The following is a 25,033-nucleotide window of genomic DNA, read 5'->3' on the forward strand; positions in this document are numbered from 1 at the left end:
GCTACATTTGTTTTTGACGGGTGTACCCTTCTTCCTCAAAGTCGGAAACGTAGGCCGTTTCGTCAGCTGAATTCTCTACTACCAGCAACATATCGATGATTGGCTTGGCCCGGCACCGAAGTATATCCAACATGCTCTAATTGCAGAACCTTGTTGCCAAGTATTGAACGAATTCGTTCGGCCTCTTGCTCGAAACGTTTCTGAAGCCTTTCCTCACTGGCAGATGCCATTGTCGAATGGTCACGATACGGTGTCAAATATTCCACACCGCTTTCTTTCAGATAAGATATGGAATCGCAGAACTCTTTAATATACCACAAGCGTATATGTAAGCCAAAGCATATACCTTGCCCTCGACCCTTTAAACGGCGTCAGCAGCTATTGGTTCGCTTAACTCGATACTCGTTGGAAGACTTTTAGAAAAAGACAAAAAACTTTTTGACTCCTTCGGCTTTTATAGTGGGACCTGCTTCTTTTCATTGTCGATTTCTTCAACAAGGTTTATTTCGAATCAAATGTTAACTTAATATTTATTGGTTGCAAAGTTCTTTTAAGTGGTGAGTAATAATTTGTTCCGTTTTTTCAATGGTGAATATATCCGGTCTTAATAGAGCATGTATGGATAAACCTTCAATGACTGCAGAAAGCCTTAATTTTTCGATTTCAATATCTATGTCTTTTTTTACATAGCCTGCCTTTATCAAGATTTCAAGCAGTGCCTCCATTAAAATGTATTCTCCTTCGATGAGTTCATCTTTTTTCGTGTTCAAAACTGCACTTGTAAGTGAACGAATGACGAAAACCAGCCATACGCCAGCTTCAGCTTGTTTATCCCGATCGACAGGAACCAATTCTAACAACGTTTCCTGTACCGCAATGAAAGGGTCTTGTGACCATGATTTATTCTTCGACCGTTCTTTCCCGCGAGCAAGAAAATAATCCATGATAAATAATAGTAACTCATCCTGGTTTGAGAAATAATGTCTCAATGCTCCGGCAGACATTCCAGCCTCAGATGCGATTCTGCGGATAGATGCTTTTTCAATACCTTCGGTTTCAATAATTTTCCAAGCCGTTTCAGCGATGAGCTTTCTTTTGTGATCATGATCAACAATTTTCGGCACTTCAAATCACCTCTTGTTTTATTTAACACACTGTGTTATTATTATTTTATCACAGTGCGCGAAATAAATAAATAAGGAGGATGTTTAGGTGATTGAAATCATTGAATCATTAATTCCTGCCAACATAGATTTCACAACAGCACTCCTCATTATTGTGCTCTGTGCTGTCATTGATATTTTAAGCCCCGGGGTATTGGCGATTACAGCTTATATCCTTCTCATACAAAAGAAAAAACAGCATCGCGATTGATCGTTTTTTTATTTTCGACACAATTTTGCTATTTTATAATGGGTATCTTGGTTTATCTCGGAGTTGGGCCGATTCTTGGTATTATAGAAAGCATGGCGAACAATCAAATTTCAAGTTGGTTTTATACGATACTTGGAGTCGCCTTTGTACTCATTAGTTTTTATAAGCCTAAAAAAGGGATGGAATCCCGATTTTTGGAATGGTTACCTACGCAAGTGTCTATAAGAGGGATGATCATACTCGGTATTATTGTCTTTGCGATTGAGTTTACCACAGCTTTACCGTATTTTTACTCGATATTACTAATGGATGGTTTAGCGTTTCATACGGGTTTGTCCATTGGCATTTTACTTGGCTATAACGCGATTATGGTACTTCCTTCAATCTTACTATTGATCGTGTTTATACTATGTAAAAACTGGATAATGAATCAGCTTGAACAACTGCGATCAAAATTAGTAAAAGCTCCGTTGTCTTCTGTATTAGTCGGAGTGGCAGTTATTGGGGCGATTTTATTCAATATTGGCATCAGGGGAGTTCTATCTTGATATTCGTTATGTAAAAAGGAGATGTAGCGTTATGAAAGAGATTGCAAGCGGTGCAAGTTTACTTCTATTGCTTCAGGGAGTTGGAGGTATCATAAATCGATTGGCAGGCGGGGGACCAAGTTGGTTTCTCGTCAATTACATCGATGCATTGCAAGGATATGAAATAATAGCCAGTATAATTTTAGTGATATTGGGAGCAATTATTGGTGTGGGTTCTCTTAAAATAAAGGATAAAGTTGACTAACCTATTATGTCTTGAAGACCTCATAGTTATTCCTCACCCTTGAAGTTTATTCTATGAGCATGATACTTGGGTGAGGAAGGCTCGTAAAGTGTTCATGGTTATTCAATCAAACGTTGCTCTTCCGCCATTCTTCTTGATTTAATTCCCCGTTTATTGCAGCTGCGGATACAGCACCTGAAGCAGCTGCAACAATAGATTGGTGTAAGTGTGTAGTTGCATCCCCTGCTGCATAAACACCAGGTACACTAGTTTTTCCAAACTCATCGACTTCAATGATTCCAGTATCCAACATCCGGCAACCAAGGGCAACTGGCAAATCCGATCCAAGTTCCAATTCCGGCTTGAAGAAAATCCCTGTGCACGAAATTTCCGTCCCATCCTCAAGCTTGATATGGCTTACCATGCCTTGATTTGATTGGATTGAATGTATTGGTGCATTAAATACCGGGATATTATGTGCGCGCAATTCTTCACGTTCTGCTTCACTCAATTCATCGGGACCATTTGTACAAACTACTAACTGCTTCGACCATCCAGAAAGCAATGGGACAAAATGCATTAATGTCGCTCCTCTGTTTATGATAACTAATTGCTGATCCCTTAGTTCCCAGCCATCACAATACGGGCATACAAACGCACTCTTACCATAGACCTCTGCCAACCCTGGTATGCCAAGATCACGATCCTTCATTCCGATAGCAAACAGCAGTTTACTAGCGGCTATCTTCACCCCCGAAACAGTTTCCAACAAAAATTGTCCATCTTCCCCTTCTATCAACCTGACGATATCTTCCAGATGTGAAACCGATGGATAAGTGCGAAGCTGTTCTTTCGCAATTTTTCGAAAGTCATGTGGGCTAACGCCATCACGTGTTAAAAAGCCATGAGCCTCTCTAGTCACTGCATTACGCGGTTGGCCCTCATCAATAATCAATGTCTTCTTTCTAGCACGTCCTAGTACAAGTCCAGCACTTAAACCTGCAGGACCTCCTCCAATAATAACAACATCAAATTCCTTCATGATTAACTCCCTCCCACTTCGTTTAACTTTCCATACGAGAAGTGATTACTCAGTATAATGCATGGGCTTATTTTCAAAATGGCAAATCTACGGCGTAAACTCGATTTGTCATTTTCTGCATATTTCATTCTAGACTTGACTTTTATTAAATAGTCTATCCAATTTCAAGTAATCTAACATGTACTTTGCAAGTGTTATGACTGAAAAAATCAACATTAAAATTAATGTGATGGAAGCGCCGGGTGGTGTACCCAATTCATAAGAAGCGACTAAACCACTTAACATGCCAACAAGCGCAATGACCATTCCATTTAATATGATAAGTGTTGTTTTTCAAAGGCAAATACAATCAAAGTACACGCCTCTTTCTTCATCCGCCTGAATATCATGCCCATCTGGATCAAAAATTCCCGCACTTCCGGAACCGCCATTGTTTCGTACAACGCGTCCCTTATGCGGGAACTCATCTGATGTAGGCGCTTTGGTTGATTCATCCTCATGAATAAGTAAACATGCTTTGCTCTTCTAACTGAATGAGCACTTTGCCGAAGCGCCCTCCTTGTTTGATTGGGATCGTTTTTCCAGGATAAGTTTGATCCAGATAATCTTCAATGATGGCCTGCGTATTCTCATCTACTGGATAATTGTAAAAGTTAAGCCAATGTAAAACCTCTTGAATGGCTTCCGCACGAGACACAACCCTGACTTTCATTTCTCGTGTGACGAGTGAATGAAAGGCGTACCCTTTTAGATAAAGCAGCTGTAGCAAATACATCATCTCGGAGTTTTGATGCTTGTTGTATGAATGGTTTAACAGCGGCAATATTTCAAGGGTGAGGCTGTGTTCTTTAGGACCTGCCGCTAGGCTGATATAACAAAATTTTCGAGCGCAGCTGATCACTTTCTCCACCATCTCCCAGTCTGTGATCGCCGGGCACATTGACACAAAGACAAAATCAAAAGCTTGGTTCCAGCCTAATGTCTTCGTATCCATATCTTCAAAGGCTGCGCGCACGATCTTTACCTTACCGTCGGCCCATTTTTGATTGTTGTGCTCCAATAGTTCTGTGAACGGAAGCGACGGCTCAACGGCGGTCACATCTGCTCCTCTTTGCGCAAAGGGAATAGAAAATATTCCAGAGGCCGCTCCGATGTCGAGGACAGAGGCGCCATTAAAATTTACGCCTTGATTTTCCAACCAGCCGATAATACGTGCTGACCGTCTTCTTCCTTCATCGTTGAACGATTGCTCATTGTAGTTTTGGGCCGCGATGGCGCCAAAAGTGAATCTCGGCTCGATCCCTGCTGATTTCATCAAGTTTACACCTGTCGTTTGGTCGTCCTTCCAAGCTTGTTCCCAAGCAGCTTCGTTGCGTAAGATTTCGATCATCTAGGTAAACACCTCATTTCTTAATTTAAATGGATTTCAGCTTATGCCTCAAGCTGTTCTCATTCCCCTTCCAACTCTCCTTCAAGCTCTAGGTATTTCTGCCGCAGCTGATGCAAAACTTGTTCATCCGGTGTCCAGTATCCTCGCTGCTCGCTTTCCAGCAATGTTTCGATCATCGCATGGTAAGCCCAACGGTTGTTGTCCTGCAGCTTCCGGCTAAGTGCTTCATCAGCCATATAGACGTCATGCAGACGATCGAATACCCAAGGTTCTACTTTTCCAGTCGTGGCTGCAAGTCCCAGTACATACTCGAATCGGCTGGCCATTACCTTTGCGCCATGATAAGGATGCTTCAAGAGATCGTTGATCCATTTCGGGTTTGTTAAGCGAGTCCGTACTCCGCGTGCAATCGCATGTTCGGCAGATTCTGTCTTGATTTGCTCCCCTGTCGTATCCGTAATATGAATGTCTGCTTTACGACCTTTCATTACTTCCACAGACTTTGCCAAGCCGCCAAAATACTCATAATAGTGGTCAGAATCCGTTACTTCCCATTCATGACTGCTGCGAATTTGCGACACAATATCCACCTCCAGCATATGTGACCGGTACAATTCCGGCTCCGCCTGTCCTCGCGCTAGTGCGCTGTATACATGCTGCTGGCTGTCCGTGTATGCCGCTCCGAGCTCAGACTCCTCGTTCCATAGCTTCGTCTCGATCATCCGCGTCACCGTCGTGCCATACTCTCCTTCTGCCGGGCCGAAGATGCGGGCGCAAGCTAAGTCATGCGCTTGACTTGCCTCATATCCGGCAGCAAGCAGCTCCTCCTCCATGCTTCGTGTATGAGCCTTGAACCAATTGAGCTCATCAGGTTCATCCAGCTCCGAAACCTTGCGGAATAGGTCATGTAATTCTTCCAGCAAATTCGGAAACAAATCGCGAAAAACCCCAGTAATATGCACCATGACGTTCAAGCGCGGTCGGCCTAATTCCGCAAGCGGGATCACTTCATATTCTGTACGGAACGTTCCGACTCCCCCGCCAATGCGAACCCCCATATAATGCAGGATTTGCCCGATGGTTTCCCCTTGTGTGCGCGACGTCTCAATCCCCCAGAGGATGACCGCCGTCGTGTGCGGGTAGTCCCCGTGCTGCTCGCGATATTGCTGTATGGAGTTTTCGGCGACAATCGCCCCCCGTTCAGCAGCTGTACGGCTGGGCACTAAGCGGGGATCGAATTGGTACAGATTGCGTCCGGTCGGCAATATTTCAGGTGTTCGCAGCACGTCACCAGCGAGCTTAGCTGGAACGTACCGGCCTTCCAACGCCCGCATCAGCCCTTCTGCTTCCTCATTTTGCAATGATCTTAGGTAAGCTTCGTAACCGTACTCGAGCGAAGCTTCCAACTGCTTAAGCCAATCTGGATGTTCACTCTTATACATGTCCGGGATTGCCTTGTTTGACACATAAGCGGTCACTAACGCATTCGCTTCCTCATCGAGCTGGCGCAGCAAGCTCACATGCTTGCCCGAAGTTAGCGCATCCGCCCGAACGCCTTGACGTTCAGCGAGCAGTCCGCGAATTGAGCGAATATTTCCCCGCTCGTGGCGAAGCACGAATTGCATATGGTTCAAAGCGACTTCAGGAGAATAGCTGTCGCCAAGCACATGCAGTCCACTAGGGATGAGCGAACGCTGCATGCGATAGAGCTCCTCCTCCATGTGTTCTACGGTCTCCGCGGAGAAGTCAAGCGACTTCGCTACCGCCTGCAGCTCTTGTAGAATCGCCTCACATCGTTCCGGCGCGAGCTGCTTCGCTTCACGATATTCGTGCAGCAAGGCTTCAAGCTCACGCCATTCGCCATACAGCTCAGCTTCAGTAAAAGCCGGCGCCTGATAGCCGATCAATACGGCATGGCTGCGCCGCTTGGCGATCATCGCTTCGGACGGATTCCCTACGTAATAGTAGTACAAATTTGGCAAATCCCCGAGTAAGTCATCCGGTACACAGTCCCCAGACAGAGCGGCCTCTTTCCCCCGCTGAAACTCTAAGGTGCCGTGTGTCCCGATATGGACGATGGCATCCGCTTGAAACTGTTCACGAATCCATTGATAAAACGCAGTATATTGATGCGTAGGTAGTAACGAACGATCGTGCAGTGACTTCTCTGGATCCTCATGGATACCGCGTGAAGGTTGCAGGCCGATAAACACTTGGCCGATCATTAGACCGGGTATGAGAAAGGAGCCGTTGTCCGTCATGATGTCACCAGGCGGCTGACCCCAGCGGCTTATCGCTTCTTCTCCCCATGAACGACCGGATAGCTTCTGTGTGAAATGGGGATCCGCATAACGGATCAACTGACTCGAAGCTTGAGGATCAGACCATTTTGCGGAATTGACTAGACCGCCCTCTATAAATCTGGCACGCAGCTCCGCCGCTGACAGTTCCTCGGTATGATATCCTTGCTGCTTCAGCCAGCTCAATAAACGTGCTATCGATTCGAATGTATCCAAGAAGGAACCGCCGAACACCGTTCCTTCGCCTGGCGGATAATTGTAGCCAATGAGCGCCAGCTTCTTCTCTGCATTGGGCTTGCTCCGCAGGGCAAGCCAGCGGCGGATGCGATCTGTCAAGCGTTTTGTCCGTTCAGGGATAAGTGCAAGTCGCTTTAGCGGAACGTTTAGCTCGGCGTCTTCTCCTTCTTCCTGCAGTGCCGCTATCGGAAACATCTCCACGCTCCCGTCAAGCTCCGGAAGCATGACCTGAACGAGTAGCAACGAAGGCTCAAGTCCACTCGCAGACTGTCTCCATTCTTGTTCCGTTCTACTGTTCAACAATAGCGGATGCAGCATCGGCACATCGAGCTGTTCCAGCATCTGCACAGCCCCGTCCTGATTTCCTCCGCCGGGACCAATCCCAAGTCGGAAAGGCAGCAGGTTCACGATAAGGTCGACTTGGTGACCGTCGCCAAGTAGCAACTCGCGCAGACGGTCGAGCGGAATGTTCATCACTGAAGGAAACGCGATCGGCATGACGTTCACGAAAGCCTCCAATTGTTCCTTAAGCTGCGCAATACATTCTGCGGTATCGAGCGGATTGCTATTCCCAAGATATAAAATCGCGACATTCGGCCGACCTTCGTCGTAGCGATTGCTTTGCCGGTAGCTGGCTGCAGACGAGTAAACCGTGCGACTGCTCGGCTCCATGATCGTTAACTCCCGAACATATACCGGATCCTTAGGCTCCGGCAACAGGTGACAGCTGCCATATTCTCGGCCAGCCAGACAAATCAGACCGAGCATATTGTCAGTACCTCCGCCCCGCCAATATTCGGTAAATCGAACGTAGTGTTCATAATCCGCCTTACCCTCATCCATTCCTTCTAGCGGCAAGAACGTTGCCGCATGTGTATGCCCTTCTTGTCTAGGCAAATTTGCAAAGGTCAGACTGCCTAGCCTGAGCAGCGAAGCGATCTCAGCGGAGTTGCCGCCAAGCGGAACGATATGAGCCGTCCCTTTGCTTAGCAGGCTACTCAACCATTCGACAACGTCCTGGCGGACGCCATGTGCATCGAAGATGACCAGGTCAGCTCCAACAAGCGTGGCTTCCACGTCCTCAAGCTCGTCGATCTTCCGATTCCCTAAATCGATGATGGTCAGATGCAGCTGATTTTTCTGATTTTGATCAAGCAATTGATATGCTTCAGACAAATGCGACAACGTCGTTTCCCCGTTTGTGAGTATGGATAGCTTCAACGCGCCATCCTCCTTTCCGTAATCCATAAATCATTATTTTTAGATCAACGTCCGTACAGCTCGTTCGATACTCCCAGCCTCCAATTGTTCTAACCGGTAATACCGCGCTTGCATCGCTTCCGCCAGCTTGCGGGCATAGCCGAACCGTACTACACCATCCTCCGTATCGATCACAAGTGTGCGTATGCCAGCCGCTGCGATGCGTTGTGCAGCTTGCAGGCTTTCCTGCCATGGATCACCTGCCGCTTCTGCGCTGACGTTCGCCTTTCCATCGGTCATGACGATCATCGCGGGGATGAGTCCACTTCTTCTATTTAACAAAGGGCGGATCGCCATAAGTCCCTTTTCCAGTCCAATACCTAGCGGAGTTTTCCCGCCAGCTGGCAGCGTCCTCAATTTGCGTTCCGCGAGCTCTACACTGCGTGTCAACCCGAGCAGCAATTCAGCTTGTTGATCGCGAAAGGCAATCAAGCCCACATGGTCACGCTGCCGGTACGCATCACGAAGTAAAGACAATACCGCACCTTTGACAGCCTTCATTCTCTTATTTGCATTCATCGAACCGCTGGCATCGACGACGAATAGCAAAGCAGTTCCTGTCTTGTTTTCCCTAACCTTCACACGCACATCACTCGGCTCAATCCATAGCTTTAAGTTCGTGTTATATGAACTTGATTGTTGCTTACGTATCCGCTGAAAGGGAGCCGCCATACGAAGCGTGGCATCAAACGCAATGTCTCTTAGAGGGCCGCGCGGCATCGCAGCCCGCACATATCGACCGTTTACCGTTCCTACTGACGCTTGATTTCGTTTCCCAGTTTGCGCTTGCTTCATTGGATGCGGCGAGGTAAAGACGAATGGCTGCACAGCGATTTCCCGTCCAACGGCTTCCACTACAGCCCGCGCCTCTGAGGAAAGAGATTGTCTACTATCGGCTTCGCCATTGTGGTCGCCCCCAAGTTGTGCAGGCGAAGCGAATTGTGACCGGTCAACTTGCTCGCCGTTTGTCGCATTATTCTCTCCTTCCGCTTGGCTTTCTCTTTGGCTTTCCTTATCGCGATGCGATCCTGGTGATGGATGATCGCCATTCGAATCATGCTTCGTTTGCTCTTGATCCGGCAAGTCTCCAGGCGACTTCCCTCGCGACACTTCCGGTTGAGATGCTGCACGCATCCGGTGCGGCAGCACAAAGCCCGCCGCTTCTTGCAGATGTTCCTGTGTCGTCTCGCTAAGACCCTCCCAAGCTGTGATCGTACGGACCGCTTCGATCAGCAGGATGTCCGCGCGGTGTCCCAGACAGCCAGCTTCCTCAGCGATTTCGGCAGCCAAACGTAGCAGCTCTCCATCAATATGTACAGCAGGCAGCCGAGTCCTAGCCGCTGCGATACGTGCTCTCAATTCCTTCGTTTCCGATTCATAAGCTAGGCGAAACGACTCAGGATCTTGTTCGAAGGCGAGCAAGCGGCTTGCGATTTCCGTTCGCTCCGCAAGGTCCGCCGAGGTTTCCAGTCGCACATATAGCCCGCAGCGATCAAACATCGCCGGCAGCGGCCTCCTATCGTCCGGACTCATAGCTGCGAACAGGCGGAATGCTGCACTGTCAAGGCCACTTCTTCGCTCAGAGCTCTTGCGGACATGCCCATGCGCGGGCTCGCCCGCCACATTGTCGCCAGCAGTCAGGACCGCTTTCATTAACCTTTCGGGCATGATATGCGCATTGTCTACCGTGACGATGTGCCCATCCGCAGCTGCAAGCAAGCCGGGTACAAACGTTCGTTTGCCGCTGCGGACAGCAGCTGCCATATCCCAGTCGCCCCAAAGCCGTTCCTCATCCACGTTCAAAGGAATGTTAATGACGTTAAGTTCCGGCAGAAGCTCTGTAACACCATGGATGAGCGTGGACTTCGCCGTTCCTGGTGGGCCTGCCAGCAGCACCCCCTTTAATCCCGGATTTACAGCATGAAGCAGCAGCGCCTTTTGCGCACGTTCTTGACCGACTACAGCACAGAACGGATACAAGTGAGGCTTAACTTGCATGGGTGACCTCGGACAGAAGGTCGCCGAGCAGCTCGCGTATCGTCTCGTGGTCATATGCTCCCTCTTCGAACGGCCGCTTGCGCATGCGATGCGGCATCACCATCATCGCCGCTTCTACCATATCGTCTGCCACGATCTGCGTTCTTCCCTGGAATGCAGCCATCGCCATGGCGGTTTTCATTAACATGATATCCGCACGATGTCCGTCTACCTTCAGCCGAATGCCGACTGCGGCGGTCCATTTCAGTAACTCCTCGGACGGTTTGATCTGCTCGAGCAGCTGACGCGCTCGTTCTATCCGTTCCCGAAGCTCTAGTTGTTGCGGCTCATAACGTCTTCGGAATTCGTCTGGATCTGCTTCGAATGCTAGGCGCCGGCGAATGACCTCCATTCGGCTCTCCACATCTCGTTCCCCATTCACCTCTACTGAAAGCGCGAAGCGATCCAGCAGCTGCGGCCGCAGCTCCCCTTCCTCCGGGTTCATCGTACCGATCAAGATAAAGCGGCTCGGATGCGAGTAGGAGACGCCTTCTCGCTCAACGGTGTTCACCCCCATGGCTGCTGCGTCGAGCAGCGCATCGACGATCGCATCATCGAGTAGATTGATTTCATCCACGTACAAAATATGTCCATGCGCCTTCGCTAACAGTCCCGGCTCGAACTTTTTCTCTCCTTCTCGAATCGCATGCTCGATATCCAATGTGCCGACGACGCGATCCTCCGTAGCATGTACGGGCAAATTCACGACGCTCAGCTCCGGCATTAAGTCCGCGAGTGCGCGTACGGCCGTCGATTTGGCTGTGCCTTTCTCCCCGCGGATCAAGATGCCGCCGAGCTTCCGATTGACAAGATTAAGCAGCAGCCCTTTGCGCATCAAGTCCTGTCCGACGATTGCCGCGAACGGATATACGTCTGCTTTCCCCTCCATGTTGATCCTCTCCTTTGTAAATGTATTAGACATTCGTTATTTGACTGCTGCGATTGCGGGTTGAGCTGAGAAGTCAACCGCCTCAAGCAGCCCTTCGATATGGCAATGCATGCGACCGCTTCGATCATCCCTTCCTACGCTCCCTCTCACACCGAACACATCGCGCAGCATGCGATCGGTGATGACTTGCTCCGGCGGTCCGCTGGCATACATTTCGCCAGCTCGCATCACCAACAATTCATCGGAGCAAGCTGCAGCATGGTTGAGATCGTGCAGGACCATGACGATCGTGATGCCATATTTGCGATTTAAGTTATGGACTAGCTCCATAACCTCCCACTGGTGATTGACATCGAGATAGGTCGTCGGTTCATCTAATAAGATGAGCCCCGATTGCTGTGCCAAGGTCATGGCAATCCATACGCGTTGCCGTTCTCCGCCGGATAAGTTAGACAGCTTTCGCTCCGCAAAGGGAAGCGTTCCGGTCTGAGCCATGGCCCATTCGACAATCTTCTCGTCTTCCTTGCGCTTTGCGCCCCATACAGGCTGATGAGGAAAACGTCCGTAACTGACCAGCGAACGCACGGACACGTCCGGCAGAGATGCTTGACTTTGCTGAAGCATTGCCATATGCCGTGCCAACTGCCGACGGGGATAGCTGTCGAGCAGTCTGCCTTGCAAGAGCACCTTTCCTTGCGCAGGCTTTAATTGACCGGCGCAAGTTTTGAGCAAGGTGCTTTTGCCGCTGCCATTCGGACCGATAATGCTGTAAATTTTTCCGACCTCCACCTGCCAATTCAGCGAATCCAGCACCGTACGGTTGTGAAGCCTCACAGACACGTCTTCCAAGCGTAACAACGTCATCTCGCTTCCCTCCTTAGCAAATATAGAAAGAACGGCGCCCCCAAAGCTCCCATCATAATGCCGACCGGCAGCTCCAAAGGAGCAAACATCAAGCGGGCGAGTGTATCGCAAAAGGTCACAACGGCCGCTCCAAGAAGCACGGATGCAGGAAGTAAGAACCGATAATCACTGCCGATCAGCAAGCGGGCTGAATGCGGAACGATCAGACCGACGAAGCCGAGCAGGCCGACGACGCTGACCGCGCTTGCGGCAAGCAAGGTAGCGAGCGCCGTCAGGAAGAAGCGAGCTGCTTCCACCGACAAGCCGAGGCCGCGTGCATTGGAATCGCCAAGGGCAAGTATATTCAAATGCGAGCTGCCAATGAACGCCAGGCTCATGCCAATGAGCGAATAAGGGAGAATGATTTCAAGCTCTGGCCAGCTTTTGGCGGACAAGCCGCCAACCATAAACACGAGGGCACCGTTCACCCGATCGCTGAAGAAAATTAACAATGCGGAGATGCCAGAGCCGAGAAAGGCGGACACGGCCACGCCTGCAAGTATTAGGCGCACCGGCTGTACACCGTCCTTCCAGGCAAGCAAATAAATGATGGCGGCAGCTCCGGAAGCACCGAGAAAAGCGATAGGTGTCAGCATCGACCATAGATGTGGAAATAAAATGAGAACGATGATGCCGAATAATCCTGCTCCAGATGACACGCCGATGATGTGCGGATCTGCCAGCGAGTTCCGCATCACGCCTTGCAAGAGCGCACCGGACAGTGCCAGATTAGCGCCAACGAGCATGCCCACTAACGTGCGAGGCAGCCGAATGTTCCACACAATTTCCTTCATTGGACCGTCATAACCGTGAAAGACATATAACCAAATCTCTGACAACGAAATGCGGACTGCTCCGGTACCGATGCTGAATCCAGTAGCGAGGATTGCCGCAGCCGTCAAAGCGACAATGACAAGAACGCCTTTGGACATCGGAATACGGAAAGCATTAATGACCATTCTCATATGTATCCGGATAAACAAGCTTAGCCAAATATTCGACCGATTCACTTAATCGAAATCCCGGGTTTGAGAGAAACCGATCAGACGGCAAGATGATCATACGGTTTTCCTTCACAGCACGCAGCGATGTCCATGCAGGTTGGCTGGCCAGATCGGATTGAATTTTCTTCTCCCCATCTTCTCGCGCCCCGTGGATCAGAATAAAAACATAATCCGGATTTAGCTCGACGATTTTTTCCAGACTAAATGGTGCAGTCGACGGACTGTCGCTTGCTGCTTCCCATGTTTCCGCCAAATTGTGCATATGCAGCATAGTTGCGACCTCGATTCCGACGGTATCTTGCCGCTGCACAGAAAGGCTGTTAGGGGTCACGTTCAGCATGATGAAAGTTGGTGCATCACTGGCCGGTACCCGGGCAGTCCATTCACGAATTTCCTGATCCAAATCGGCAAGTGCTTCCCTAGCTTTGTTTTCCGTCCCGGAGAGCTGACCGAACAACACCGCTTTTTGCTTCAAGTCCGCATATGTACTCAGATTGAACAGGGCGAACGGCACGTTACTCGCATCCAAAATCGCCGTTAACTCACGGTGAAACACCACAGAGCCGATCACGAGATCAGGCTTTAAAGCAAGTAGCTTCTCCGTATTGACGGTCGTCATTCCCCCGACTTCTTCGATTCGCTCCGCTTTATCCGGCACCGTTCCACCCGGTGATGTGGCGTGGGCAATGGCGTGACCGTCAACCGAATAAAGCAAATCCAATAGCTGCGGCGATAGGACGATGATGCGCTGTGGTTGCTCAGGCAGCCGAATCTCCCTTCCAGTGTCGTCTTCGAACGTGAGAAACGACTCCCTTTCCTCCGCATCATGAACAGATACAGGTCTAGACTCCGCTGACGGCGATAACTCCAATGCATCACGATTATTGTCGCTCGCAGGATTGGACGGCGCTGCACAACCGGATACGAACATAACTCCTGCTAGCAGTCCTCCGCTCCATTGGCGAAGTAAATTTTGCCGCTTGTATGCATGCATCACTTTGAACCTCCTGTCTTTTGATTCATACAACACTTCACTCAAAATAATATTATTCGTAATCATTACGATTAACTCATGCATATTGTAACAGCGCCTACTTTTATATGTCAACTACTTCGTAATGTTTACTATTAATTTTTTTGAAAATCAAAAGGACTTGACGGTTACAAAGGTTCCACAAGATTTAGGTGGGAGGATGGCAAATATGCTGTAACGCCACCTCTATCGATGCCCCACCCTTTAATGCGTAGCTTGCAAATACATGACGGAATGTATGGCTAGTAAAATCAATTAATTCGTTGTTCTTATCTCGGATATTATGCTGTTTAATCCATGGTCGCAAATGATTCTTATTCCAATTTGAATGCGAAGCCAATCCAACCGGGTAGCCTTTTTTGCTTCTATTTCTTGACAGGAACAAATATGGAAGCCCTGATTCCTTTTGTAACGGCACTGCATATCTTTGATTTTATCCAATGCGTATACTACTAGTTGATTCGCTGGCTTTGAAACCTCTACTGGTTCGGGACTCAACTTTCCAGTTGAATAAATTAGCATCGTATCGCCGCCTACTTGCTTGATTGAGGCGCTATAAATAGTGATCAACTCACTAATACGCAGTCCCAATTGAGTCAATATATTTAACTTATAATGTTATGTATTTTTTCGATTGAAACACTTACCCTTAGGATAAGCAGGGAGGTTGTAAATCGATGTCTGATTTAAAAAAACTGATCGGTGAAAAAATTCGTAGCATACGTAATAAAAAAAATCTGACCTTACTTCAATTAAGCCAAATAACAGGGCAACAAACCTCATATTTAACCGAAGTTGAACTTGGAAAAAGAAATCTATCCATTGATTCATTGGAAAAAATCATGGACGCTCTTAACATAAAGCCAGGAAATCTTTTAGATTTTCGAGAAATCGATCCAGATTCTCAGGAATTTGAGACCAGAACTGTCCTTGAGGTCCACTATCAATTTCTATTAGGGAAGAAGAGCGAAGATGTAAAGATGATCCATAAGGTAACAACGGAGATTTTCAAATCAATAGATGCCGCAGCGAGGTCTGAATAGCCATTTTTTATCGCCATTAACACAAAAAGAGCGTTTTCTTTTTTACACGGGATTTCGCTCTTGTATTTTCTTTAACTGTACCTGCCAATAATCGCTTCAATAATTTGTAAGTTTTAAGAGCTGACAGTATCCCTATGCAACGCTTAGCCATGTTTTAATTTGGTCTAATGTTGCCTCGCTTTTGGCATGGTTGTAAATATATTCAATCATGTCGTGCTTTTTCTGGATACGGTAGTGATGTAACCCATCGTTTAAACTTCCTTGGCTGTCATACTGGTAATATAACGTAGAAAACATGAGCAGGGTCAAGTAACGATCAATCGCCTGAGTAGATCGAACCTGGTAACGATCCATGGCCGGTTGTACTTGCGCAGTTCGAAAATACGTTTCAATGTCCCAACGTTTGCTGTAATAGCATAGAATCTCTTCATTGCTCAGTGAAATATCCGTGCTCAGAAAGGCCTTCATCAGCTTAGATTCAAAGCCATCTCCCTCTTTCCAACATAGGAGCAGGGCGGCATTTTCCAAGAGATTGAGCTTCCCTTCATAGCGATATACTCGGTAAGCGGAGGAGCCGATCGTTCTCCAGACCTTCAGCTCCTTTAAAATACCCAATTGGACAACCAACCAGCCTAGGTTATAACCAGGTTTCTGAAAATCCCGATCTCAAAAGTAAAAAAAGCGCTTGAAAACCCAAGCGCTAGGTGTTATTCATGATAAAATGGCGGCGAAATCCCTTTAAGCACTTAGTTCCAGAGATACTGCATCCGCGTATACCCGACATCCCATGCTTTCATGTCGCCCTTAATCGTGATCTTCAGCTCATCCCCCGGCTCAAGCGGAATCTTGAATAGCGAAGGGAACAGATCAGGATGAGTACGCTGAAGTTCTCCAGAATTGCTCATGATCTCCCTGTCATCCCGAGTAACACTGATACTACCGGAATAATCCGTTGGTTCGGGGCATCCGTAATCGAAGGAGAAAATCGTCTGTCCCTCAGACTTGTACGTGAACGTTCTGGAATCTCCGCCTTCAGCGCCATATAGGTTATAGCGGAGCGGTATCTTCTGTCCGTTGATTTGAATACTGTCCGGTTTGTCTCCGGTGGATGAATTGCCCGAGTTGTCCGTCCATTCAGTGATCGCCACAAACGGACCCTCTACTTTAGTTGTTATTTTGTCTACCGCCGCCCCTAATCCCCATAAAGCTATAAAAAGAACCATACCCGATATAGCCGTTGCCACCAGATTGCGCCCGAGGCTCCGGTAACGGAAACCAAGCTTGTACGCCCCAAAACCGAGGGCTGCTCCAATCGAATTCTGAAGAGCGTCGTTGATATCGAAGCTGCCCAGGAATGTAAGGGCCTGGATCGTTTCCAGCACAAGAATCGCGATGAAGAATAAGATGATGAAACGGACAAAGCTGACCCGGTATAGCCATGGAATCAATATACCGAAAGGAATAAACGCAATAGTGTTCCCGAAAGCCACCATACTCATTAGGTTGGGATGCAGGAGATCAGCTGGAGACGGCAAACTAATAAAGTTCTCGAGCATGAAAATAAAGGTGTAGCTGGAAATTTGCTCCGAAGCCTCTCCTCTGCCGAAAGCGAAGAACATAAAATAAAGTACAATAATGGTATAGACAATAGTTGCGGTTAGTAAAATTTTGCGTTGTTTGACCATGCTTAACTCCTCCACTCTATTTTTCCACTTGTCACTATAACCTACTTGCCTGTTTCATGAAACCCCCACCCCTTAGCTTGATTAACTTTACTTGCCCAAATTCAGTTCTATGAAATGTAAAAAGAGACACCCTTGACTCTCTGACCAACCACTCCACGCAGAGGAGAACATGATATGTCTCATACGTTTATCACAACAAAATCATTGGAACAATCGGTCGGAACAATGGAAACTTCCGCTCCCCTGCATGATACACGCAGCTCATGCTTACTTGATGCAGGGTTTGAACCGGTGATCCGACTTATAGACGTCCGCATTACACACAAGAGCTAAGCATCGCAAGGCATGTAGAATTCAAGGCAATATCTTCACCCAGCGATTAGTTTCTGAAGTATTTGGCGAGTCATGAATGTGATCGGTCGGTCTTCGCAAATCATGTTCCAGATTTATTGTGTTATTCGCTTTTGCTTCATCCAGCAGGGCGGCCATTAACTTCTAGTATTCTTGGTAAGTCTGATCCGACCTCTTGGCTTACTTACGGCAAATTTTGAAGCAAGAAACGCCGGAATCCCCGGTTGTTCTTCATTTCACCGAATTACACTTTCCACCTCGATCATGCGCCGGACGGAAAGTTCACGACCTTCCTCGCTCTGAAGTTCTTCACGTGCTTTTGTCTTTTAGCCAAGATAAGTCATTTCTCACTTTAATCTCGCGATTCCCTTGCGCTTTGCTGCAACGCTCCTTAAGTGGGCAACCTTCAAGTCTGCACATCGGTAGTAACGCATTTGTACTTCATACACTTTTTTTTTTTTTGTATGCTCTCGCGCAGAAGTGAAGCGCGCATGGGCTTAATGACTGCAGGCGGCTCATTCAGGTTACAAATGGGCGAGGGAGTGGGTATGGGTGAAGGAGTTTACGTCCGCCCTTTGAACGTCGTGTTGTACTCTTCTAACCTTTTCCAAGAACACGACGTTCAAGAGCGACCAGAACTCGTTCCCCCTCCCGACAACTGCAAGATTATAAAAGAGGGATCTGTCCCTAGTCATTTATGACTTTGAGACAGCCCCTTAAAATTAGAGTAGTCAACCCGTAGTGCTTGATTATACAACTTTTCCTCAAGATGGTTCAGTCGTGACCGTTATTCCAACACCTCCACATCCGCATAAGGCGATGCCGGTGACTCCAGCAGCGGCTGCGGCAACCCTTTCAGATGCATGTCGAAAAACGCGCCAATATAACCGCGTTGTGCCGCGAGCGCCTGTTCCGGCTCGACGGTTCCAACACTCCCCTGGACGACTTGAGGAGAAAGGCTCAGCTTATTGCTTATTTGCGGCAACAGATATTGTTGATCGGTGAACGTATAATGCGCCCCGTTCGGTATCGCTACATCTAGTTTCCACCCGCTTGACTCGTTCCAGAACGATGCCCTATCCTCCGCCGTGAGATGGGAATCCACCTCTCCCTCATCGGTAAAGCCTGCATTCATTAGTAAAAACGGGCGGTCAAGTCCATACAGGGCAACAGGTAGCAGGTGATCGGGCAAATAACCCATAGAACCGTCCATATCGATACCTGCGCCGATTCGCTCATCTTCATACATGGCCTGGGCAGCCGTTGCGCCCCCGGCAGAATGTCCGAAAATACCGATTCTAGATAGGTCCAGCGCCCGGTCCAACCCTTCAGGCAGCTCACGTTTCGCATGATCCGGATTGTTCCCTTCCTTGAGCGCCTCCAGTCGATCCAGTACAAACCGGACATCATCAACCCTGACGCTCATCATTTTCAGTACCGTATCCGCCCCGAAATCAGGCAATTGCTCGGTCTCTATTCTCCCTTCGGGAAACTCGACGACCGTTGTCTCATATGTGTGGTCAATGGTCACAACGACATAGCCATTACTGGCCAATTCTTGGACGTTAATCGTACCTAGACTTCTCGGAACAGATCCGCCCGGAGAATATATGATGACAGGCCAGCCCTTCTCTCCGTGCTCTGCGGGTGCGTTCAGCGAAGCATGAACGCCGATGTTGGATAGATCGATTCGGCCGGGCTCTACTCCGATTGTCGGCATGACGGTTTCGTCGTAAAATGCAGCTGCGTTTGGCGGTATATATTTGGCTTTCTGGCCAACCTCCCGGGTGGCCGGGTACCAGATACTGATCATAAGCTCCCGCTTTCGATCCTTTACCCAAGGATCGGCTCGGTCGATATCTGTCAAGTGGAGCTCCGTCACGCCCACTGGCATCTCGCCAGTCGGCTCAGGTAACGTGATGTGAATCCGTTCACCGGTATGCGGTTCGTCGTATCGTACTGGCGGTTCCGCCAAGATGAACAGGCTAACGGCCGCAACCATTACGGCTGCTGAGGCGAACATGGCGAACCTAACCTTACGAGCAGACTCCCCGTTGATAAACTTTATGATAGAATTTACTGTGATCATGTAATATGTCATATAGATCACCATAAACAATCCAACGCAAACCAATATTGGAAGCAGGAGATTTATACCACCCATTCCTCCGAAGAGCTTCCGCAGCCAGTTAAAGATAATCAAATAATGACCGAGGCCGACCAACAGCGGCAACAAGAAGATCAGTGCGTTCTGTTTCAGGATCGTAGCGGCGATTTCCTTGTGGCTCACGCCGATTTTTTTCAATATCTCATAGCGAGAACGATCGTTCGTCGCCTCCGTCAACTGTTTAAAGTATAGGATACTGCCCGTTGCGAGAAGGAACATCACACCCAAAAACCCTAGAATGAAAACATTGAAAGCTGCATTCTCGATGCCGAGGCGATACACGGAATAATAGGTCGATAGCTTCATTTCTGATGTCTGTATAGCTGCAAGCGCATCAGCGGTCGCCTTCGTATTCTTCTGGTCCTGAACGATGTAACCAACATATTGCTCGGTAGGAACTTGCGCTTCCAGCATGCGAAATGTATCGTCCGCAACGACGACCATAATATCCGGATAATGCCAATTGAGAACACGTTCAATCGTCATGCCTGCAAATGCTAAATTAACGTTCCCATTAGGCAAATCCAGGGTGATGGTTTCTCCTGCATAATTCGCCCATTCGTAATCGGTATACATGGGGCGAATCGCGATCACTTGATCTGATTCGTTCAGCGTTAACCGGTCAAGACTCAGTGCCTCCGCTACGCGATTATATTCGCTGGCCGATATCACTTTCACCGGATGCTCGGCTGCCTTGCGCTCACGATCAGACAAGATTTCGTCACTTGACGCTTCGCCGCTCAGATGGATGACCGGAATCGACATCTTGGCTTTCACGGGATGCGCATCGTCGCCACGTATGATCTCCTCGATCTTTTGATCGACTTCGTCATCCTGCGCAATATGCATGTAACTGAAAGGTGCCGTTACACGTGCCGTGTGCTCGTAAGCGTAGTAAGTGCTGAAACCGAAACTGAAGGCGCATAATGCGATAGCGGACAAGATGGAAATGACGCTTAGCGTACGTGCATTCCCTTTCATTCGGTACACCAGGTTGGAAATCATGATTAGGTTCATGCCCTTGTAATAATGGGACTTCCGCCTCTTGGCGTATTTCAGCAGGTAAATAACGAGCGATGAGAAAAGCAAGAAAGTTCCTGCGATGATGCCGACGGTCATGACGCCCAGGTTCGTAAAGATCTGTTCATTATTTTCAAAATTCCGAAGTCCAAATCCGTAGCCGACGATGAGCAACGCGACCGCGGCGGCAGCGGGAACGATCGACGCCCTCGGTTCCTGCTCCCCTTCCTGCTCTGCGCGGAACAATTCGATAAGCTTGAATCGATAGACCAATCGATAAGCTTGTATAGAAGTTATTGTAATTAGTATAAGAAATATAACCACAGTGGTAAGCACCGCAGGAAGGGAGAACGTGATTCCGACATCGACAGCTACTCCCAATAAGCGCATTAAAATCATGGCAAACAGCTTCGACAATAGCGTACCGGCCACAATGCCGAGAACCAGGACGCCGGCTCCAATTATCATATTTTCATAGAACAGCATCCGGCCGATTGTTTTTTTTGGAAAACCTAATAAAGCATATAGCCCGGCTTCTTTTTTCCGTTTGCGGGTAAAAAATTGGCCGGAGTACATCATAAAGACGGATACAAACAATACTAGGATGATTGATCCAACCATGAACACAGATTGCATGCTATCTGAAGATTCGACAGCCTCGACTACCTGCGTACTATATTGTAGTGAAGCAAAAACATAAAATATGGCGACGCTTGCGAACATGGAAAATAAATATATGAAATAGTTGCGAAGATTACCTTTTATATTTTTCTTGGCCAACTCAAATAACGTCATCCGTACGCCCTCCAAGCACCGTCAACACATCCAGTATCTTTTTAAAGAATGCTTGTCTCGGTGTCGTTCCTTTGACGATCTCGGCAAAAATGACACCGTCTTTTAGAAAGAGAACTCGACCGCAGTAGCTTGCCGCTAATGCATCATGAGTCACCATCAGAATGGTCGCATGCTTTTGTGCGTTCAGTTCATTTAACGCCTCTAGCAGGCTGGCCGCAGCTCTAGAATCCAGCGCTCCCGTCGGTTCGTCGGCCAGAATCAGTCGCGGACGCGTCACAATGGCACGGCAGGCAGCAGTTCGCTGTTTCTGACCTCCGGATATTTGGTAAGGGTATTTTTCTAGAATATGCTTGATGTTAAATCGTTCCGCAATGGCAGACACTCTGTTCTCCAATTCGTCGATGGATATACCGGACAACGCGAGGGGGAGCAGAATGTTTTCCTTGACCGTCAACGTATCCAGCAAATTATAGTCTTGAAAAATGAATCCTAGCTTGGATCGCCGAAAAGCCGATAACTGCGCCTCGTTCATTTGAAGAACGTTTTCCCCGTCGATCACGATGCTGCCGGAGGTCGGTTCATCGATGGTGGCGGCCATATGAAGCAGTGTTGTCTTCCCGGAGCCCGATGGCCCCATAATGCCGACAAATTCTCCTTCGCCTATGCGCATATCGATCCCGTGAAGCACCGGCACGACGTTCCCTTTATTCCCATAACTTTTCGTTAACGCTTTTATTTCAATAACCGTTTCCACTGTGTCTTTCCTCCCTGCTTTCCCTTTTTCAATTCCCATCGTACCATGCCGGTGACTAGTTATCCTTACGCTGAACTTACGTTTTTCTACTGGCGAGCTTACATTTTTGTCACGGTACTAGTAGCAGTAGTGTTAGCCGAATTAAGATATAATAGGATTAAGGATATGGAGGCGGATGGAATGAAGATGAAGATAATGATCGTAGAAGACGACCCGACTATTCGGGGGTTAATCGGCGAGACCGTCGGGAAGTGGGGATACGAATCCGTATTGTGTGACGAGTTCAACAGGATTCAAGACATGTTCCTTCAGACCGAACCGCACCTCGTGTTAATGGATATTAATTTACCCATATTCGATGGATATTATTGGTGCAGCCGAATTCGGGAATTGTCTAACGTGCCGATTATTTTTCTCTCCTCACGGGATTCGCCGATGGATATGGTCATGTCGATGAATATGGGCGGTGACGATTATATCCAGAAGCCGTTCTACGACGAAGTACTTATCGCTAAGATTAAAGCATTGTTGCGTAGAACTTACTCTTATGCCGAAACGCCAGTCAACATAATCGAGCACGAAGGCGTCCTGCTGAGCCTGGGTGATCGGAAGCTTATTTCCGGCGATCGATCGGTTGAACTGACAAAGAACGAATTCATCATCATTCAGCTACTGATGCAGAATAAAGGCCATATCGTAAGCCGGGACAAAATCATGCGCTGCCTATGGGAGGACGAAAGTTTCGTCGACGACAATACGCTGACCGTGAACATGACCCGAATCCGAAAGAAATTGGATGAGGTTGGACGTTATGGGTTCATTACGACGATCAAGGGAGAAGGTTATATAATCAAATGAGCTTTCTACATTATTTGGATGATAAACGTTATTTTCTGATTTTCTTTGCTGGGATGCTATCCTTCGTTGCTTTGATGATGTTCGTAAGCACCGAGGGAACGTATCGTGTTGGAGACATAATGTATACTCTATCCGGATGCGTGTTGTTGGCCGCGGTATACGTGGTCGGAGGCTATTTGCGCTGGAGAACCCGCAACAGGATATTACATGACCTGGTAAACAACAGATGGGACGAACTAACCGTAGCTTTGCCCGAACCTCTAACATATGAACAGCGTCAGTATACGGCACTGATCAAGAAGCTCTACAGCAATAAGCTTGAGGCCATCGGAAAGCTTCAAGATGAGAAAAAAGATTTTCATGATTTTATTGTCTCCTGGATTCATGAGGTCAAGCTGCCGATTACGGCATGTACCCTGCTGTTTAGAAATGCGTCAGGTAAGTCGGTAGAGGAGCTGATCCATGTATTCGAAGATGAATTGTTCAAAATCGACCATTATGTCGAGCAAGCCCTGTTTTACGCAAGAATTGATTCCTTTTCCAAGGATTACTTGATCGCGGAAGTCTCTCTAAACCGAATCGTGCGAAACAGTGTGAGAAAGTACGCAAAAATGTTTGTAGCCAAGCGAGTTCATTTTACAATGTGGGAAAAAGAGGAATGGGTGCATACCGATGCTAAGTGGCTCGGATATATCGTAGATCAGATCATGTCGAATGCCTTGAAATATGTCGGTGACAGCGGAAGCATCGTGTGCTCTTTCGAGGCAGATAACGAAGAGAAGAGGCTTTCCATAAGGGATACGGGTATTGGTATTAAAGCTGAAGATATTGGTCGTATTTTCGAGAAGGGGTTTACGGGCACTAACGGAAGGCAACTTGCAAAATCGACAGGATTGGGGTTATATCTCGCTAACCGCATGGCCGTCAAACTCGGACACCGATTGTCCGTCCAATCGGAAGAGGGAAGCTATACGACACTTACGCTTCACTTCCCTAACTCGAACCATTTATATGAAATGTGAATTATACTTTCAACTGGCGTAACGCCTTCAGCTCGGTTAAGTATCACCAGGACGGGGGATTACCTGCCTTGGCGATTGCTGTTAGGGGTGTATCAATTACCTTGTGAGACAGGGGTTGCCAAGGAGTTATTTCTTGACCAGTATGACAATCTATCTTTCCTATAACATCTCCTTCATTTTTTCTTGGTACCCTGTATTCCTGACGGACTATTTAATTCTTTCTTCCTAACAATGACTAATCCATGATTGCTCATCCCCAAGATACTCCGCTCTCTACATGTTCTCATATGATATTTCAGCCATATCTCCTACTCGTCATCGTCCAGTCTATGAATGACCCATTAAGAGGGCGATACCATCTGTAGCAACATGGTCAATGATTTCTATTTCTTGTTCACCTAGTAACTGTTCGCTGGGCTGCTGGGAAAATGGCCGGCGAATGCCCAAAAACGGTGGAAACTTGTGAAAAAAGCCTGACTGCGACCAGGATATGCCCAAGAGGTATCGGATGAAATCAATCGTTGTATTTGACAAGGGGCAGTAATAAACCGAATTGCATCTGCTGAGGTGACTCCATTATGGCTGCATTGACACTGCGTATCTAGCCGTTTCCCGAGAATCAGGAAGTTGAGTTATTTTGGTTCGGATCCCCTTTCGCGGACTACAAAGGGAATTGGAGAATTCGAGTCGCATTTCGGAGGTAACCGGGGACTTGAAAGTTATATCCTACCCTTGGGGAACAGTCCCCCATTTGCGCATGGGACAAATCTACACCAACGGGATTTGATCAAATCAAGCCATTTGAAAGTATTGTACAAAGAATAACAATAGCAGAATGAATCAAGATCTGATGAGCAATGGATTTAAATTGCCCAAGAGCTTGATTGACTTCCATATAAAATCCGGAGCTTGGGCTTCAACAGTTTGACGAGATGATTTATTGCTTTCCAGTGTTTCGAATTCATTCGAGCCGCAAGTCAAGATGTATTGGAGCCCCTCCTACGTTTATGCGATTCTCCAATTTTCCGTGAGTTACTGCTCGTCGAGAGGATGTGCGGCATTCCCATACCGGCAATGACGTGATCGTCACCTCCGGGA

The 25,033-nt window shown here is 47.8% G+C and carries 18 protein-coding genes and 2 pseudogenes; 5 read left to right on the plus strand and 15 right to left on the minus strand.

The genetic code is table 11. From position 1 onward, the window contains the following. Positions 1 to 46: 46 nt before the first annotated feature. Together LQ229_RS13920 and LQ229_RS13925 are read right to left on the minus strand one after the other, a co-directional pair. Positions 47 to 230: pseudogene (locus LQ229_RS13920) on the minus strand (GrpB family protein); the annotation flags it as partial. Between the two features lie 300 nt (positions 231 to 530). Next, positions 531 to 1,124 carry a TetR/AcrR family transcriptional regulator gene (locus tag LQ229_RS13925; protein WP_095397584.1) on the minus strand — a complete coding sequence of 198 codons (594 nt, stop codon included), beginning with the start codon at positions 1,122 to 1,124 and terminating at the stop codon, positions 531 to 533. Positions 1,125 to 1,212: 88 nt separating this feature from the next. On the opposite strand from LQ229_RS13925, the pseudogene LQ229_RS13930 reads away from it, so the two are divergent. Then, a pseudogene (locus LQ229_RS13930) lies at positions 1,213 to 1,922 on the plus strand (GAP family protein). A gap of 31 nt (positions 1,923 to 1,953) precedes the next feature. After that, positions 1,954 to 2,166, plus strand: coding sequence for a hypothetical protein (locus tag LQ229_RS13935; RefSeq protein WP_054819294.1), 213 nt, complete (start codon positions 1,954 to 1,956; stop codon positions 2,164 to 2,166). A 106-nt stretch (positions 2,167 to 2,272) separates the two neighbouring features. Here the strand turns inward: LQ229_RS13935 and LQ229_RS13940 are convergent, their stop codons facing one another. From LQ229_RS13940 to LQ229_RS13975, 9 genes are all read right to left on the minus strand, one after another. Then, the gene (locus LQ229_RS13940) at positions 2,273 to 3,187 is read right to left on the minus strand and encodes an NAD(P)/FAD-dependent oxidoreductase (protein WP_216539094.1); all 915 of its coding nucleotides are present in this window, start codon (positions 3,185 to 3,187) and stop codon (positions 2,273 to 2,275) included. A gap of 129 nt (positions 3,188 to 3,316) precedes the next feature. Then, on the minus strand, positions 3,317 to 3,508 hold the full coding sequence (locus LQ229_RS27120) for a metal ABC transporter permease (RefSeq protein WP_306437000.1): 192 nt from the start codon (positions 3,506 to 3,508) through the stop codon (positions 3,317 to 3,319). A 175-nt stretch (positions 3,509 to 3,683) separates the two neighbouring features. Further along, positions 3,684 to 4,577: a class I SAM-dependent methyltransferase gene (locus LQ229_RS13945; RefSeq protein WP_230192069.1), complete on the minus strand. Its 894-nt coding sequence runs from the start codon at positions 4,575 to 4,577 to the stop codon at positions 3,684 to 3,686. Positions 4,578 to 4,636: 59 nt separating this feature from the next. Then, entirely contained in the window at positions 4,637 to 8,335 is a 3,699-nt protein-coding gene (gene bchH / locus LQ229_RS13950) for a magnesium chelatase subunit H (RefSeq protein WP_230192070.1), read from the minus strand. Positions 8,336 to 8,374: 39 nt separating this feature from the next. After that, a complete protein-coding gene (locus tag LQ229_RS13955) occupies positions 8,375 to 10,372 on the minus strand; it encodes a VWA domain-containing protein (RefSeq protein WP_230192071.1) in 1,998 nt (665 codons plus the stop codon). Then, complete coding sequence (locus tag LQ229_RS13960) at positions 10,362 to 11,300, minus strand: AAA family ATPase (RefSeq protein WP_216539097.1); 939 nt, start codon at positions 11,298 to 11,300, stop codon at positions 10,362 to 10,364. Before LQ229_RS13960 ends, LQ229_RS13955 begins: the two co-directional genes overlap by 11 nt. 36 nt (positions 11,301 to 11,336) lie before the next feature. Further along, on the minus strand, positions 11,337 to 12,164 hold the full coding sequence (locus LQ229_RS13965; protein WP_216539098.1) for an ABC transporter ATP-binding protein: 828 nt from the start codon (positions 12,162 to 12,164) through the stop codon (positions 11,337 to 11,339). Beyond that, a complete protein-coding gene (locus LQ229_RS13970) occupies positions 12,161 to 13,162 on the minus strand; it encodes an iron ABC transporter permease (protein WP_230192072.1) in 1,002 nt (333 codons plus the stop codon). Before LQ229_RS13970 ends, LQ229_RS13965 begins: the two co-directional genes overlap by 4 nt. Beyond that, positions 13,152 to 14,267 carry an ABC transporter substrate-binding protein gene (locus LQ229_RS13975; protein WP_230192073.1) on the minus strand — a complete coding sequence of 372 codons (1,116 nt, stop codon included), beginning with the start codon at positions 14,265 to 14,267 and terminating at the stop codon, positions 13,152 to 13,154. Before LQ229_RS13975 ends, LQ229_RS13970 begins: the two co-directional genes overlap by 11 nt. A 650-nt stretch (positions 14,268 to 14,917) precedes the next feature. Between LQ229_RS13975 and LQ229_RS13980 the strand changes: the two genes are divergently transcribed. Further along, positions 14,918 to 15,283, plus strand: coding sequence for a helix-turn-helix transcriptional regulator (locus LQ229_RS13980; protein ID WP_055109574.1), 366 nt, complete (start codon positions 14,918 to 14,920; stop codon positions 15,281 to 15,283). A gap of 132 nt (positions 15,284 to 15,415) precedes the next feature. Here the strand turns inward: LQ229_RS13980 and LQ229_RS13985 are convergent, their stop codons facing one another. From LQ229_RS13985 to LQ229_RS14000, 4 genes are all read right to left on the minus strand, one after another. Further along, entirely contained in the window at positions 15,416 to 15,910 is a 495-nt protein-coding gene (locus tag LQ229_RS13985) for a hypothetical protein (RefSeq protein ID WP_230192074.1), read from the minus strand. A 119-nt stretch (positions 15,911 to 16,029) separates the two neighbouring features. After that, positions 16,030 to 16,968 carry a VanZ family protein gene (locus tag LQ229_RS13990; protein WP_230192075.1) on the minus strand — a complete coding sequence of 313 codons (939 nt, stop codon included), beginning with the start codon at positions 16,966 to 16,968 and terminating at the stop codon, positions 16,030 to 16,032. 1,138 nt (positions 16,969 to 18,106) lie between these two features. Next, a complete protein-coding gene (locus LQ229_RS13995) occupies positions 18,107 to 21,301 on the minus strand; it encodes an FtsX-like permease family protein (RefSeq protein WP_230192076.1) in 3,195 nt (1,064 codons plus the stop codon). Next, a complete protein-coding gene (locus tag LQ229_RS14000; protein ID WP_230192077.1) occupies positions 21,288 to 22,055 on the minus strand; it encodes an ABC transporter ATP-binding protein in 768 nt (255 codons plus the stop codon). Before LQ229_RS14000 ends, LQ229_RS13995 begins: the two co-directional genes overlap by 14 nt. Before the next feature lie 186 nt (positions 22,056 to 22,241). Here LQ229_RS14000 and LQ229_RS14005 point away from each other — a divergent pair, with 186 nt between their 5' ends. Further along, positions 22,242 to 22,913, plus strand: a complete 672-nt coding sequence (locus tag LQ229_RS14005; RefSeq protein ID WP_230192091.1) for a response regulator transcription factor — start codon at positions 22,242 to 22,244, stop codon at positions 22,911 to 22,913. 14 nt (positions 22,914 to 22,927) lie between these two features. Next, on the plus strand, positions 22,928 to 23,935 hold the full coding sequence (locus tag LQ229_RS14010; RefSeq protein ID WP_230192078.1) for a sensor histidine kinase: 1,008 nt from the start codon (positions 22,928 to 22,930) through the stop codon (positions 23,933 to 23,935). The last annotated feature ends 1,098 nt before the right edge of the window (positions 23,936 to 25,033 follow it).

The sequence above is a fragment of the Paenibacillus sp. CECT 9249 genome (assembly GCF_918697855.1).
Taxonomy (GTDB): domain Bacteria; phylum Bacillota; class Bacilli; order Paenibacillales; family Paenibacillaceae; genus MSJ-34.